This window comes from Bradyrhizobium sp. Pa8 (genome assembly GCF_052588265.1).
The window spans coordinates 1137169-1151488 of record NZ_CP176767.1 but is presented as its reverse complement, the minus strand read 5'-3'; the positions used below and the strand labels follow the sequence as shown (position 1 = coordinate 1151488).

Sequence of the window (14320 nt, the reverse complement as noted above, 5' to 3'; positions counted from 1 at the left end):
ATATACCGTCTCCCATGATGACCTGCGGTCGTTTCAGGGACTCTCGAGCGTCTCCGAGGGATACTCTGGCCCAGAGCGCCTTCGGTTCCTGCTGTACTACTCAGATGAAGGAGCCACGGTGCGTCCCGGCCGGAAGGTCATTCAACAAGCGGCCCGCGCGATCACCGCTGCACCGGTGCTTTCCCTTCATCTGCTGCCCCCCGTCGAACAGGCGGCGGCGCCGAGGAGCGGCCCAGGTCCCGCCGCTGGGATCAGCAGGCCGTCGGCTACATTTATGTGTTCGAGCCCATCACGTTCAGCCTACCCGCTCGCTGACGGTCAGCGTGTCGTGTGTGTGTTCAGCAGATGGTCCCAGCTGCTGCCGCGAGTTGTTACGGTCTGCGGGGCGTTCGAAAACGCACCATCGGAAGACGAGAAATCACGAGCCCGTTGAGGAAAGGATTCTGCGTATGACCGTACTCATCTGTCTGCCTGCCGCCCGCCGGTGGCGCCGCCGCGACAATCGGTCCGTTACTGGTTCGGCTCCGAACCAACACGTGTGATGAGCAACACCGTAAGCGTCAGCACACTTTGATTGACGAGTTTCTTGTAGACCATCTGAGGCCTCCTTCGTGTGGAATATCCCCGCATTGCACAACCTAAGCCGTTAGCATACTTAAGCCTGTTGAGTTAGCCGCCTGCCAAACCTTGTAGGTTCCTGGCGCAACGAGGTCGGCCGCCAAGCGCTTTCAATTGCGATGCTGGCACGCAACTTGCTGCGCTATGACGACATCACCGAATTCCATTGAACCACCCCCGGTGATGTAGGGCGGGCTCGCCTCAGGCGGGTCCGCTCGCTCAAAGATGCATGCTGGTGTGTTGCGTAATGAAACCACATGTTCGAGCTGCTGCGGCAGCAACCGCATTTGCGCACGGCCTTCGCCGCGATGTTGTGAGTGTCTACGAGCATGAAACTTGTGGCTACAGTAGGACTAGCGTCTCTGTACGCGGGAATAACGCGAACGGATTCGACTACGGGCACAACTGTCGCTTCAGCGGCTCGTTACCTAGCTTGCAGCACTATGGAACGGGGGTACGCTTGCAGCTCGCTCCGAAGCGCCTTGGAGTGTACATCGGCTTCGATCACGACACCGCATCCTACTTTACAGTGAAGATCAGCTGCGGTCGTGCCTGCCTGTTCGATTGCCGGGAAGGAACCCACTTTACGTTCACTTTGTGGTCTTGACTAACGGAGAGCAGGAATGAAGACAGGCAAAGTCACCTACTGGAATCGGGAGCGCCATTACGGTTTCATTCGATGTGACGACGGTAGCGCGGATCACTTTGTTCACGGCAGTGCGTTAAGGGATACCGATACGCTCTACGTCGGTGATACTGTTCTGTTTGAAATCGCTCGCGACAGACAACGCCATCGCGAACGCGCCGTGAACGTCACCGTACAGACGAGTCCGCTTCCGGCCGCCCCAGTCGGGGTCGCGAGAGTCAGTGCTTTTGTCGCATCGCTCGCGCCAAAGGACGTGAAATTCTAGTTCTGGGCGGTGCATAGTTCGGTCTCGCAGCAAGGCGACTCCAACATTGACGTGGGATTCGGGGCAGCGGTCGTGAACCACTATCGCGCGTGATCAGTGACCTGCGCGCGAATTTCACCAGGCGCCCCGCAGGACGCTCAACCGGAGGGTAAATAATGACAGAAATCAGAGGTATTCCGTTCGATGCGCCCCTTTATCACGGGGACGAAGAGCATGACAGCGCGTTTCTTAATTGCCAAGCCGTTCAAGCCATCTTTGCAATTGCAAGCGACGTGGGACGCCTATTACCAAAGCAGCTAATTCCTGCCGCAAATCCGCCAATCGGGGTTGTAGGTATAGCAAACTACGGCTCAAGCATCGTCGGACCATATCTGGAGCAATATTCTGGAATCGAAGTTCGTGATCCTGGTGGGCAGACCGGTTTCTACATTCCTTACATCTATGTGACCGCGAACGATGCTGCCCTCGCCTCTGGACGCGAGGGGCTCGGAGCTCCCAAGAAGTTTGCACACGTCGCATTGACCCGGGAGGGCGGCTTAGTTCAAGGGACACTTGAACGTCCGGCAGGCAAGCGTCTGCTGACCATCACTGCTCAGCCGGCTTCGCGCCTCAGACCGGCCGCACGGCAGATGTGTTCAACACACACCAACTTCTATTCGATCCGGCATTTGCCTCCGATAACCCAATCCGGGAAAGGAGCTGTAACACAGCTCGTCAAGTGGTGCACAGACCGAACGTTCCGGCGAGATGAGTCGGGCGAAGAAGTCTTATTCACGGGCCCTGTTTCACTAACTTACGACTCGCCCTCAGTCATCGATCCCGTGCACAATTTGGCCGTTGGCCAGATCATGCTTGGCACGTACGAGGAGTACGACTCCAGGCTGGAGGTTGTCGATCTTCTTTCGGACGCGTGAACCGCCGTTGCTGAAGGGGACGCTTTGACCATAACAGCCGATGATGGCTTGAGAGGATGGGAGTTGGGGATCACTCCCTTCCGTTCAGAAGGCAGCTCGCAATCCGGGCGAACTGACTCCCGCCTGAGCTGCGCTTTGCTTGTTGCCCCGTCTCAATCAATGTCCGGTTTAGCCCATAATGTCGGAAATCCAACGCGACGCCCGACTTGACCGCTGTAACACGTCAGCCGTAGTGGCCAGAGTCGTCTAAACAACCTGCCAGCTCCTGGCATGCGCATTGCTCGTATTGGTTTGTCGCACGATCGTTGGCAGCGCTGTAGCAAGGTAAGAGGGGAAGAGCAGTGGAGCATGGGAGGACGTCCCATATTGCGGCAGAACTGCGAAGCTGTTCGAGGCTGCACTGGCTCTGGCGGGAGCATCGCGCTGCATCCGAATTGGTCCTGGCTCACTGGCCTACTATCGGCGGGTTGAAACGAGCTCTCATCTCCAACTATTTCGCCGGAGAGCGTCATGTACGTTTGTATCGTCGTCCTGACGTCGAGCAGAGCCAATTGCGTCTTGCAATAGTTATCTCACCGGTATCGCCGGCTTGGCGGCGGCGATCGCCATCATCTGCCACTTTCGAGAATTTACAATGAGTGCCTTCGGCGCAAAGCGCCGCGTTTGGCGACTGTCCAAGGGCCGCGCGGCGCCTCTTCCAGTGCGATAAGGTATTTCATTGACACTGATCCGTGGCCGCAGGCGAGGACCATTTCATGGCGAGGACCATTTCATGGGACGTGTGAACGAAAAAGTCATTCTGGTGACTGGCGCAGCGCGCGGGATGGGAGCGGCCCATGCCCGCTTGCTGGTTTCGGAGGGCGCTCGAGTCGTAGTCACCGATGTCCTTGATGCAGACGGAGAGGCTCTCGCGTCCGAACTGGGCAATGCGGCCATGTACGTGCACCAGGATGTCAGCGAACCAAAATCCTGGGCAATGGCGGTCGGGGCCGCAGTGAACACCTTTGGCGCCTTACATGGGCTCGTCAACAATGCGGGTATCGCCAGCATGGCTCCGATCGAGCAGTTCCCACTCGATCAATGGAACAGGACCCTAGCTGTTAATTTGACCGGCGTATTTCTCGGTATCCAGGCGGCCCTACCAGCAATCCGGCGCGCGGGCGGAGGTTCTATCGTCAACATCTCCTCGGTCGAGGGGCTGCGAGGCAGCCCTGGCCTTCATGCTTATGTCGCCTCCAAGTTCGGCGTGCGTGGCGTCACCAAGTCTGCCGCGCTGGAGTGCGCGGCCTCCGGCGTGCGTGTTAACTCGGTTCATCCTGGTCTCGTCACCACGGCGATGAGCGAGAACCTGGATCCTGCACTTTTTCCTATTCCATTGGGCCGAGCAGCCAATCCGCTGGAAGTGTCTCAGGCGGTCGCGTTCCTGCTTAGCGATGCGTCCAGTTACATGACCGGTACCGAGATTGTGCTCGATGGCGGGTTGACTATCGGGGTCCCGCATAAATGCGCGTCGCTGGAGAACATGTTTTCGTGACATCAACCGACGTGCCGGCCAATCGGAGAACATGCCATGTATTATAGCAGCGGAAACTACGAAGCCTTTGCCCGTCCCCGTAAGCCGGATACTGCAGACAAGAAGACCGCTTGGTTCATCGGTGCGGGCCTGGCGGCGCTTGCCGGCGCGGCCTTCCTCATTCGCGATGGACATATAGCCGGGAAGCGGATCACAATTCTCGAACGGCTGATGCTGCCGGGCGGTGCGCTCGACGGGGCCAAGCAGCACGAGAAGGGATTCGTCATTCGGGGTGGCCGGGAAATGGAGGACCATTTCGAGTGTCTATGGGATCTGTTCAGGTCGATCCCATCGCTGGAAGTGGAAGGCGCGAGCGTGCTCGATGAGTTCTATTGGCTGAACAAGGATGACCCGAACTGCTCGTTACAACGAGCGACAGTGAATCGAGGGCAAGATGCCCATACCGATGGCCTTTTCAACCTGACCGGCAAGGCGCAAAGAGAGTTGACCACTATTTTTCTCGCTAATCCTCGGGACATGGAGAAAAAACGCATCGATGAAGTTCTTGGGCAGGATCTTCTGAACAGCAATTTCTGGCTTTACTGGCGCACAATGTTCGCCTTTGAAGAATGGCATTCCGCGCTAGAAATGAAGCGATACCTCCATCGATTCATCCATCACATTGGTGGGCTCCCGGATTTCAGCGCACTGAAGTTTACCAAATACAATCAGTATGAATCCCTTATTCTGCCGCTGTGCAACTGGCTGACCAGGCAGGGTGTTATCTTTCAATTCGGCGTCGAAGTCACCGACGTCGATTTCGAGATCCGGCCTGGATACAAGCAGGCCACGCACATCAAGTACAAAAGAGACGGTATCAGCGGCGGAATTGATCTTTGCGCGGACGATCTCGTCTTCGTGACAATCGGCTCTTTGACGGAGAACTCCGACACCGGCGACCATCACACACCCGCCAAGCTCAATGAAGGTCCTGCTCCAGCATGGGACCTCTGGCGACGTATCGCGTCAAAGAGCGCGGCGTTCGGCCGGCCTGACGTTTTCGGCGGCAACGTTCATGCGACCAAATGGGAATCTGCGACCATCACGACCTTAGATACGCGCATCCCAAACTATATTTGTAAGATCGCCAAACGCGATCCATTCAGCGGCAAGGTCGTCACAGGGGGCATCGTTACGGTGAAGGATTCGAGTTGGCTGCTCAGTTGGACGGTGAACCGCCAGCCACACTTCAAGCATCAGCCAAAAGACCAAATCATCGTCTGGCTCTACTCTCTCTTTGTCGACAGGCTCGGTGATTTCGTGAAGAAGTCGATGCAAGACTGCACAGGCGCAGAAGTTACGCAGGAATGGCTATATCACCTTGGTGTGCCCGTTGCCGAGATACCGCAACTCGCCGAGACCGGTGCAAAAACGGTTCCGGTCATGATGCCCTACGTCACTTCCCTTTTTATGCCGAGGCAAGCGGGCGACCGGCCAGATATCGTGCCAAAAGAAGCTGCCAACTTCGCGTTCATCGGACAATTTGCCGAGTCGGCCGAGCGAGATTGTGTATTCACAACCGAGTATTCGGTTCGCACCGCGATGGAGGCCACCTACACCCTTCTCAACATCGACCGCGGGGTGCCACAGGTCTTCAACTCGACCTACGATGTTCGCAAAATACTTGCCGCGATCGCACGACTGCGTGACAGCAAGGAAATGCAGATTGAACCAGCGTTCCTTCGCAAGTTGTTGCAGGAGGCGGTTGAGGCTCCTGTCCTGAGAGAACTGCTTGAGGGCCATCAAGTGATCCCGAATTGACGAGAGAAGTAAGGAAGCGGTCGATTATCTGGTTCAGGGCAGCGCTGCAGACTGGGCAAGAATGCTATGGGAACCAGCTCTGGCGACGCGACGGAGACACCACTCGATGAGATGGTGCGGCGCATCGAGTTGCTTATCGTGCGGATGGTCGAGCACGTGACGCGAGCGGTCAAGTGCTTATCTTCAGATCCTCTTGTCCGACCCGGCGGCGTGTTATGCGGGGCTCCACTATTAGGTCTTCGGAGACCGGATCATCGGACACCGCCTGGCGATCTTTACCAAACATCCTCGCTGCGCCATAGGCAGAATGCCGGAATAGTCTGTTTCGTTCTCCGAACACCTGCGGAAGATCATCTAAGGGAGCCGTAAGCACGATTTAAAGCGCAACAAACCAATCTTGGCAATTGATGGCAAGGCGGACACTTGGCAGTCCTGGTCGTAGACCAACAGGAGATCGACTCAATGGGCCAGCTGAAATGAAAGAAGTGAAAGTGATATACACTTGGTAGTGCACCGGCGATGTGGCACTCACCGTCGAAGTCGTAACCGTTTTCTCAGCCCTGGTTAGGCGGATAATGATCCTGTGGGCGCACGGCCTTCATGTTCGTACGCGCTGAGAACTTCGCGATCGAGCGCATGCGCGAACGCAATCGCCGCGGAAGCCGCTCGAATATTGTTGCTTCATGTTGCCTCGGGTTAACCAGGCGGACCCGAAATGGCCGTGTAAAAGCCTGAGCCCGCCTTAGCATCGCCGCCCATGCAAGACTGGCGATGCTCACTTCGGCGAAGCAAACAGCGTGCCTGTTCTTGAAGGCTTCTGCACCTCTTCTGGCCGTGTACCTTGTCGAGTTCTGGTCCGCTTGAATGCGCAAATGATTGCAACACAACATGCGCGGGGATCGCATGTTGCGGGCACCGGACACAACTGGATGACTATCTAGCCTGCGTCCTCGCACTAATCGCGTCATTCATTGCCGCACGCCGCATCGAGCGCGCCGTTGTCAACCGCGCTCCATCGCAAGATGGCACGCATCTATGGCGCGGGCTGGGGTTATGCGGACAACGAGCAGCCGGGACCGCTGATGAAACTGCTCCTGGGCACGCACGTCATCATCTTCATTGTCGGCGTCCTCTCATTCGATCGGAGGGACCTTCCCTGATGACCAAGCTCGCCTACCTTTCCAGATCGCCCGCATGGAGCGCTGCGGGAGCTGCTCGGGGTCAATCCGCCGAGCCCTGCGATCACCGCAGAAGTCGCCCCGGCCGCGGCGCCGACTGAAAACCAACGAGGAGAGACCATGCCAACCTTCGCCCGGCAAGCGATCGAGCAAGGCATCGTTGAGGAGGCCGAGGCGCGGGCCAGGCGCGGCGGCTCGCGGACATTGGCTGAGCACGCGCTCGACCCCAAGCCGCGGCGCGAGATCATCCTTGAGTAATCGGAGATCTCGACGGATCGACCATGCAGACAGAGCTTCCGGATGCCAGCGAGACCGTTCGCCGCCTTCCGCGCGAAACCCGCTAGGAGCAATGGCACCGAGATATCCTTGGGGCCACAGGTCGAGCCGGTGCATTCTTCGCCGACAGGTTGGGCCGCACGTTGTCATCCTTGGCGGCTACGTACACCGCCGCTGCATCCCAAAACCGATCCAAGCGACACAACGACGGCCGGTGCGATCCTCAGAGAAATCCCCGCCGCGCACAGGGCTTGAGGCCGAATGTCCCAATTTCGGTCGTCGTATGGATGGAAATCCGCGTCTGACCCCCGGGACACACATAAGCTATTCTTGAAAGAGTCGCGCTCATCTGAGCGCGACTCTTTCTTGAGGATCAACACGTTAGGCGATCAGAAGAGGTCGCGGCCGGTCGATCGGGCTCAGGATGCGCAGCATCTCATCCCGAAGGATGAGCGCGGCGCAATTGCTCAATCGAGATTATCCTGCGTGACCACCTTTCTACCAGGTCTGTATAGGGCGATGCGCTCGCTATAATTCGTAGGCGCCAACCTCCTCCTCCGGGAACTTCTCGGACTCCAGCTCCAGCCTGTTCTTCGCCTCTTCGAGCTGCCCGATTATGAGGACGTAATCTTCGAACGTGCTCGATGGGCTGATGTGCTTCTCGATCAACTGCCGCAGCTCGCCCCAGAACTAATACTTGCTGACGGTCATTCGCTCGACCATGCTGCAATCCCCATCGCGCTTAAGTCCATCAGAGAAGCAACAATAAGCAACAGACTAAGGTAAAGCAGAAGCTGAAAGATCAAGTCACCATCACGGTCCAACGTATATCTCCAATCGGCGTTGCCCCATATTCTGGCTGGGGCACGCTGACTTTGCTAGAACTTGCGCCTTTGCTCCGACCGGTACGTAACGAACGAACAGTTGAGCGTGTTGTCTCGGCTTGCGGCGCTCGCCATCGACCTGCGATCACAACTGAGTCATCGCGCCTCCAGACGACTGCGCGGTATGCGCATCTCGCGGCTGATCCGGTCAAACAGGCTGCTACGAAAATTTCAGATCGCCTGGCCTCGGCCCTTTTTGGTACAGTTGATGACTCAAGCTCAAAGAAGCCGCAGCACTCGCGCCAGTTGATTGATGACGCGGGCGACGAGTCAGAAGCAGCTTGACCCAGCGGGCGCCGCGCCATCGAAAGGGCCACGAGCGAAAGCGGCCAAAGTCACGGGAATTCGAAAAGGGAGGCGCTATTTGTTCGTGTGACACCAGAGCTGCGCTCGATTCACACGGGAGATGTCCAAGGTTCGATCCCTTGTGTGTCCACCATTGCCCTTTATATTCAAGGACGTAAATGGATCACTTCCCTAGGGTGTAGAGAGCTAATGATCCGCGAAATCTCTCCGCACTTGCTGCGTCGGTTCCGAGGCTCGGCAAGTGGCCCCCCGCACGTCCGGTTGCGTCAGGCTGATTAGTCGTCCGTTAACAAGCCGGATTGAGCTGGGCCTGGCAAGTGAGCGTTCGCCATAGCAATCCCAGGAACAGGCGCAATAATTCTCTGAGCCAGGCGAGGATGCGGCGCAAGTTGTGGCCGACGGCTGAGAGGATGACGTTGGCGGCGTCGCCGGCGCGGCCTTTGAGGTAGCAGCGGCTGAGATGACCTTCGGTCTTCATGTGTCCGATGATGGGCTCGATGGCGGAACGGCGGCGCAGCTCGCGCTTGATGACGCCGAAGACGCCGCGCTTCTGGCCGGAGATGAAGACGCGACGTGGATTTTGAGCGTCGTGGCCGCGGTACCCCTTGTCGACATAGGCCCGCTCGATCGGACAGCCGGTGAGTGTCTCGGTGCGGTCGATGACGCCTCGCAAGGTGTGACCGTCGTAGGGGTTGTCAGGCATCGCGCTGGCGTGCAGCACGAACAGGCCACCGGGGGCTCGGCGGTTGTTCGTGACGATGGAGGCCTTCACACCGAATTCATAGGGCGCGGCGGCCCTGCCCTTGCCGATGCACTCCACCTCCGGGGCATGAAAGGAATAGAGCTTCCAGCCGCGCTGGCGCTGCTGCTGTGAGCGGATCTGGCTGGCTCGACCAAGGGGGAGTGCGAACGCCTCTTCCAGTGTTGGTTGGTCCTCGATCTTGCGACGGATGTCGCGGATGATCCGGCCCAGCCGGCTGCGCAGGATACGCAACTGCCGCTGATGCCGCCCGAATTGTTTGGCATGAGCGTAGCGACCCGCCATCATCGCGGCTGCCTTGGCCACGCGAGAATAGGATTGCCGCAGCCTGACGCCGTGCTGTCTCGCCAGGCGGTTGAGCCCCCTGATGGCCGCATGCAAGAGCTTGGCATCGGTCGGAAAGGTGATGGCCTTCGGCTGCACCGTGGTGTCGACCGTGACCCGTTTGAGGTCCTGGCCGCGTAACGCGCCGGCCGCGTGCGCCACCCGCAGGCTCTCGGCCAGCAGCAGCTCCAGCTTGTCGCCGAGCCGCTTGCGCCAATGGCTGAGGTCCGAGCGCTCGTGCGGGAAGCTGTGCTGGAAGAACTCTTCGCCGGTGAAGAACTGGAAATACGGATCGTGGACCCAGCGCTCGCACACCCCCTCATCGGACAGCCCGTAAATGTGCTTGAGCAGCAAGAGCCCGATCATGAAGCGGGTCTCGATCCCGGGCCGGCCGTTCTCGCTGTAAAGCGGAGCGATCTCGCCGTCGATCCAATCCCAATCGATCTTGCCGGCGAGCAGAACCAGCTCGTGCTTCATGTTGATGATCTGGTCCAGTCGCGCCCGGAACAGGTCATTCGATCCCGTCGTCTTGTGCTTCTTCGGCCGCATCGTCCCCTCCGATGCGCAACAGAATCATGGCCCGTCGCAAAAGGAAATCCAAAAACCAATTTGCAAGGTTTGGACGCCTCAAGCCCCAAATCCCTGCAAGCTTAAACGCCTCCAAACCCCGAAAACAGACTCTTTCTCAATCGCTTAAAGCCTTGTTCACGGGCGACTGATTACATCAATAATCCCGATCCAGACAGGCGCGTTGAAGCTGGCTTTGCGCAGAGGGAGCGAACCTACACCTTCCGTTGCCGCTAACGCTACAAGCCGAGATGCTCAACCAAAAGGCGCAGGATGCCGGCGCTAGCATAAGCAGCGTAATGTCGATAAGCGTCGTTCTTTGCAGAATCTGCGAAATCCGATACTCCCTTGATGATCAGCGCTTCCGGCCTAGGAGCAGATACTTCAGAGCCAGCCGCCATGACTCCGTAGCTCTCCATATCTATTCCGAGAAGCTTCCGATTCTGCTGAGACTTCAGCGACTCGATGATCTTTTCGTCAGCTAGCACCGCTGCTCCTATGGCGCGACAATCAGGATGAGAGCGGCGCGTCAATCAAGATGAGACGAGGCGGCCGAGTCAGAAGATAATTGACGCTGGCTGCGGGCTTGGCAAGGCTTGATTGACGCTGCGCGACAATCAAGCGGCATTGCCAGCGTCAGTCACCGCCTTCTCGAGTTCATTTGGAGTGGCGTGAACCGGCGGCCGGCCTGGACCGCGCCTGCGATCGAGAGCAACTTTTCGACGGTAGCTCTCGACGTTCATCTCGAGGATCGTGGCGTGGTGCACCAGGCGATCGATCGCCGCCAGCGTCATCGCCTGATCGGGGAAGATGCGGCCCCACTCGCCGAACGGCTGATTGGCCGTGATCAGCAGCGAGCGTCGCTCGTAGCGGGTGGCGATCAGCTCGAACAGTACGCTGGTCTCCGCCTGATCCTTGCTCACATATGTGATGTCGTCGAGGATCAGGAGGTCGTAGCGGTCGAGTTTGGCGATGGCGGACTCCAGCGCCAGCTCGCGCCGGGCCACCTGCAGCCGCTGCACCAGATCAGTGGTGCGTGCAAAGAGAACGCGCCAACCGTCCTCGACGAGAGCCAGGCCGATCGCTGCGCCGAGATGGGTCTTGCCGCCGCCGGGTGGACCGAACAGCAGCAGATTGGCGCCGGTCTTCAACCAGACGTCACCGGCGGCGAGCGCCATCGCCTGTGCCTTTGACAGCATCGGCACGCTCTCGAACTCGAACGTGGCGAGCGTCTTGCCGGCGGGCAAACGCGCTTCCACCATGTGTCGTTCGATGCGGCGGCGGGTGCGATCGGCTGCCTCGTGCTCGGCAAGGGCCGCAAGGAAGCGGGCGGCGGGCCAGCCTTCCTTGTCCGACTGCGCGGCGAGCTTCGGCCAGATCGCCTTGACGCCGGGCAGGCGCAACTCATTGAGCAGCAGCTCGACGCGGGCGGCATCGATTGAGGTCGCTATGCCGGTCATGCTGCTCCTCCCAGGTTCGAGTGGGCCGACACGATGCTGACGGAGGCCAGCTCATCGTAGACGTCGAGCGACGCCAGCTTGACGGCGACACTCGGGATCGAGGCCGCCTCGGGTCGGAAGCGATCGCGCAATGCCGCAAGATCGGGTAACCGTCCGGCATCGAGAGCGGTCGCGATCGCCTCGGCGAGCTCGGCTTCGCAGGCTCGCTCATGGGCCAGGGCCAGAAGCTCGACCGTCACCTTGCAGGCGCGCCGGTCGTCGCCATGCTCCCGCAAGGTCTCGAAGAGGCGCTTGTAAGCCGCGCGCGGGAAGAGCTGATCGCGATAGACGAGATGACGAGCGCCATCGGCTTGCGCCGCAGGGCATGGATGACGTGCCGATAATCAACGACATGCCCGCCGTGGTTCTCCGACACAGGCCGCCCGCGCCGCAGCGTCCCGACCGGCGTGACGCCGAGGAAGCATTCGAGCCGGTCGTCGAAGATGCGCACACGCAGGCGATGGCCAATCAGTCTTGAAGGCACAGTGTAGAACACGCGCCGCAGGATGAAGCCGCCTGACGACGTCACCCGGATCACCTTCTCCTCGAAGTCGGTCGTGCGGCCTTTCGGCAGTGGCACTAGTGCTTCCTTTTCGAGCGCGATCCGCTTGGCGAGGTTGGCGTTGCGCCGGCCGACAATCTCGTCGACAAAAGCCCGGTAGGCATCGAGACTGGCGAAGTCGCGCGTGCCCCGCAGCAATAGCGCATCCTCCAGCGCTCGCTTGAGATGACCGTGCGCACTCTCGATCGAGCCGTTCTCGTGTGCGATGCCCGCATTGTTGCGCGTTGGCGCCATGCCGTAGTGGCCCATCAGCGCGGCGTAGCGCTGTGTCAGATCCTCCCGCGCGTCGGCCGCCAGATTGCGGAATGCTGCCGACAGGCTGTCGCTGCGATGCTCCCGCGGCACGCCGCCGAGCGCCCACAGGGCGTTCTGCAAGCCCTCGGCCAGGGCGACGAAGCTTTCTCCGCCGAGCACGACATGGGCATGCTCAAAGCCGGAGAACGCCAGCCGGAAGTGGTAGAGCCGGTGATCGAGCGCCTCACCCGCGATGGCAATGCCGAGCGGGCTTGTATCGGTAAAGTCGGACAGACCCAGACGACCGGGCTCGTGCTCCTGGCGGAAGATCACGTCCTGTTCAGGGCCGTTGAGCGCCCGCCAGGCATTGATGCGCCGCTCCAGCGTGCGTCGGATGTTGGGGTTGAGGTCGGGATGCCGGCGGCGCAGCTCGTCGAGCACGCCGATCACGCGGATGCCGGGCGCAGCCTTCAGGATCGGAACGATCTCGGCGTCCCAATAGGGATCGAGCGGATCGGACCGTCGCCGGCCCCTCGGCGCCTTCTTCTGCGATGGCAGGCGCAAATCGTTCTCGATCCGATACGCGCTCGCTTTCGAGAACCCCGCCTTGGCCGCGGCGGCCTCGGGGGACAATGTCAGTCGGTAGGTCATGTACAGCCTCATCTGGTGGTCGGTGATGTGAAGGCCAGGCAAGGCATCGATTCCCTCTTGTCGAGACGAATCAACAGCTTGCACCAGCCGCACCCGGCCGCCAGACGGGTCCGAAAAACGCGGCGCCGATGGGGACGGTCCTCCGGTCGGGCTACGCCCTCCCTTCGGTCCGTCCCCATCGGCGCAGTCTCATCCTGATTGTCGCTAAGGTCTCACCTTGATCGCCGCCGCCCAGCTGCTCCGGATGCTAGGGGACCAATCAATATTCGCAGAGTGCTACCCGGCTTATTCCCTTGAAAGCTTTCACGAAGGGAATGCAGCAAATCCGATCGATCTTGGAGTGATTCCACTAAGCCACGAATGCGTGTTGATAGAACAAAAGGCTGAGGGGCTGGTTCAAACGTTCGAACTCCAGCCTTTACCGATCGCTTGCCACTTCCGTAGTCCCAACTCGGATTCGCAACGAGAACGTCTCCGATAGTCGCTGTCCCCAATATTGGTTGGCTTGATACTGCTTTGTGGCGGCATCCCTGCGCGTAATTATGTGCTCGCGCTCGGCCGGGCCGCGAAGCTGACCAGATAGAGTGCCGTGCCTGATGCGAAGGCTTAGATAGCAATCCAAACCGTGTTCATGATTAAATGCTAGCTCGGCCATAATCGATACAACAATCGACGCGAATAGCGCGCTAGCCTCGTTCTCCGGAACATCGAAGAGCGACTGGGGAATCTCGCCAGATGATACCGCCTTGAGTAGGTTCTTTCGATAATTCTCATCAACGACAGCAACGCCCGCTTTGAGCAGGGCAATGTAACGATTGAAGTCCTCGGAAAGGTTTTTCTTGATAACATTTCGCAGTACGTCTTCATCGACGGAAATTTTACTGCGTTGAAGTTCCTTTAGCGCGTCCTTTATGGATCGTGCCCGAACCAATTCGCGCGCCCTGTCCTCGTAGCTTTCAAGGTTGTCAGGGTCTAGATCCGTTAGGACGCGACAGATCGCAATCAGTTCCTCGTCGAGTTCGCGCTCTGTCTGATAGGCAATCGAAAGCCTCAGAACAGGAGCTGTGCAGATTTCTGCGAAAAAGTATATGAGCTTTTGCTTTGCAACATTGAGGCCCGAAAGCGAAAGCTGCGATGGCTTTTCGGCCCCCATTCTATTGACGAAGTCCTCAGTGGCGTAAGCTCTTAAAGAGTTGAACTCGCCCCCGGCGTACCTCGCTAGTGCGTCATAAAGGATATGCCTAGAATCGAAATGTGACACACGTCCCGTTTCAGAACGTGTGTTGCTTCGTGGAGAGCGCA

General features: G+C 58.8%; 11 protein-coding genes and 1 pseudogene. 6 read left to right on the top strand and 6 right to left on the bottom strand.

Annotated elements, in window-relative coordinates; translation table 11 throughout:
- Positions 1-1241: 1241 nt before the first annotated feature.
- The 6 genes from ACKWRH_RS05350 to ACKWRH_RS05325 all read left to right on the top strand — a co-directional run bounded on the left by ACKWRH_RS05350 (position 1242) and on the right by ACKWRH_RS05325 (position 7213).
- A complete protein-coding gene (locus tag ACKWRH_RS05350; protein WP_445219616.1) occupies positions 1242-1529 on the top strand; it encodes a cold-shock protein in 288 nt (95 codons plus the stop codon).
- Positions 1530-1684: 155 nt separating this feature from the next.
- Positions 1685-2443, top strand: a complete 759-nt coding sequence (locus ACKWRH_RS05345) for an acetoacetate decarboxylase family protein (RefSeq protein ID WP_445219615.1) — start codon at positions 1685-1687, stop codon at positions 2441-2443.
- Between the two features lie 772 nt (positions 2444-3215).
- Positions 3216-3977: a glucose 1-dehydrogenase gene (locus tag ACKWRH_RS05340; RefSeq protein WP_445219614.1), complete on the top strand. Its 762-nt coding sequence runs from the start codon at positions 3216-3218 to the stop codon at positions 3975-3977.
- A gap of 36 nt (positions 3978-4013) precedes the next feature.
- Complete coding sequence (locus ACKWRH_RS05335) at positions 4014-5777, top strand: oleate hydratase (RefSeq protein WP_445219613.1); 1764 nt, start codon at positions 4014-4016, stop codon at positions 5775-5777.
- A 998-nt stretch (positions 5778-6775) separates the two neighbouring features.
- A complete protein-coding gene (locus ACKWRH_RS05330; RefSeq protein WP_445219612.1) occupies positions 6776-6937 on the top strand; it encodes a hypothetical protein in 162 nt (53 codons plus the stop codon).
- A gap of 138 nt (positions 6938-7075) precedes the next feature.
- A complete protein-coding gene (locus ACKWRH_RS05325) occupies positions 7076-7213 on the top strand; it encodes a hypothetical protein (protein ID WP_445219611.1) in 138 nt (45 codons plus the stop codon).
- Positions 7214-7759: 546 nt separating this feature from the next.
- Here ACKWRH_RS05325 and ACKWRH_RS05320 read toward each other — a convergent pair.
- The 6 genes and pseudogenes from ACKWRH_RS05320 to ACKWRH_RS05295 all read right to left on the bottom strand — a co-directional run bounded on the left by ACKWRH_RS05320 (position 7760) and on the right by ACKWRH_RS05295 (position 14171).
- Entirely contained in the window at positions 7760-7900 is a 141-nt protein-coding gene (locus ACKWRH_RS05320; protein WP_445219610.1) for a hypothetical protein, read from the bottom strand.
- Positions 7901-8707: 807 nt separating this feature from the next.
- Positions 8708-10054 carry an IS5 family transposase gene (locus tag ACKWRH_RS05315; RefSeq protein WP_445219609.1) on the bottom strand — a complete coding sequence of 449 codons (1347 nt, stop codon included), beginning with the start codon at positions 10052-10054 and terminating at the stop codon, positions 8708-8710.
- 257 nt (positions 10055-10311) lie between these two features.
- A complete protein-coding gene (locus tag ACKWRH_RS05310) occupies positions 10312-10560 on the bottom strand; it encodes a hypothetical protein (RefSeq protein WP_445219608.1) in 249 nt (82 codons plus the stop codon).
- A 129-nt stretch (positions 10561-10689) separates the two neighbouring features.
- Positions 10690-11532, bottom strand: coding sequence for an IS21-like element helper ATPase IstB (gene istB / locus ACKWRH_RS05305; RefSeq protein WP_445219607.1), 843 nt, complete (start codon positions 11530-11532; stop codon positions 10690-10692).
- A pseudogene (istA, locus tag ACKWRH_RS05300) lies at positions 11529-13060 on the bottom strand (IS21 family transposase). The gene istB and the pseudogene istA overlap by 4 nt, the downstream one beginning before the upstream one ends.
- 376 nt (positions 13061-13436) lie before the next feature.
- Positions 13437-14171, bottom strand: coding sequence for a hypothetical protein (locus ACKWRH_RS05295; RefSeq protein ID WP_445219606.1), 735 nt, complete (start codon positions 14169-14171; stop codon positions 13437-13439).
- Between the last annotated feature and the right edge of the window lie 149 nt (positions 14172-14320).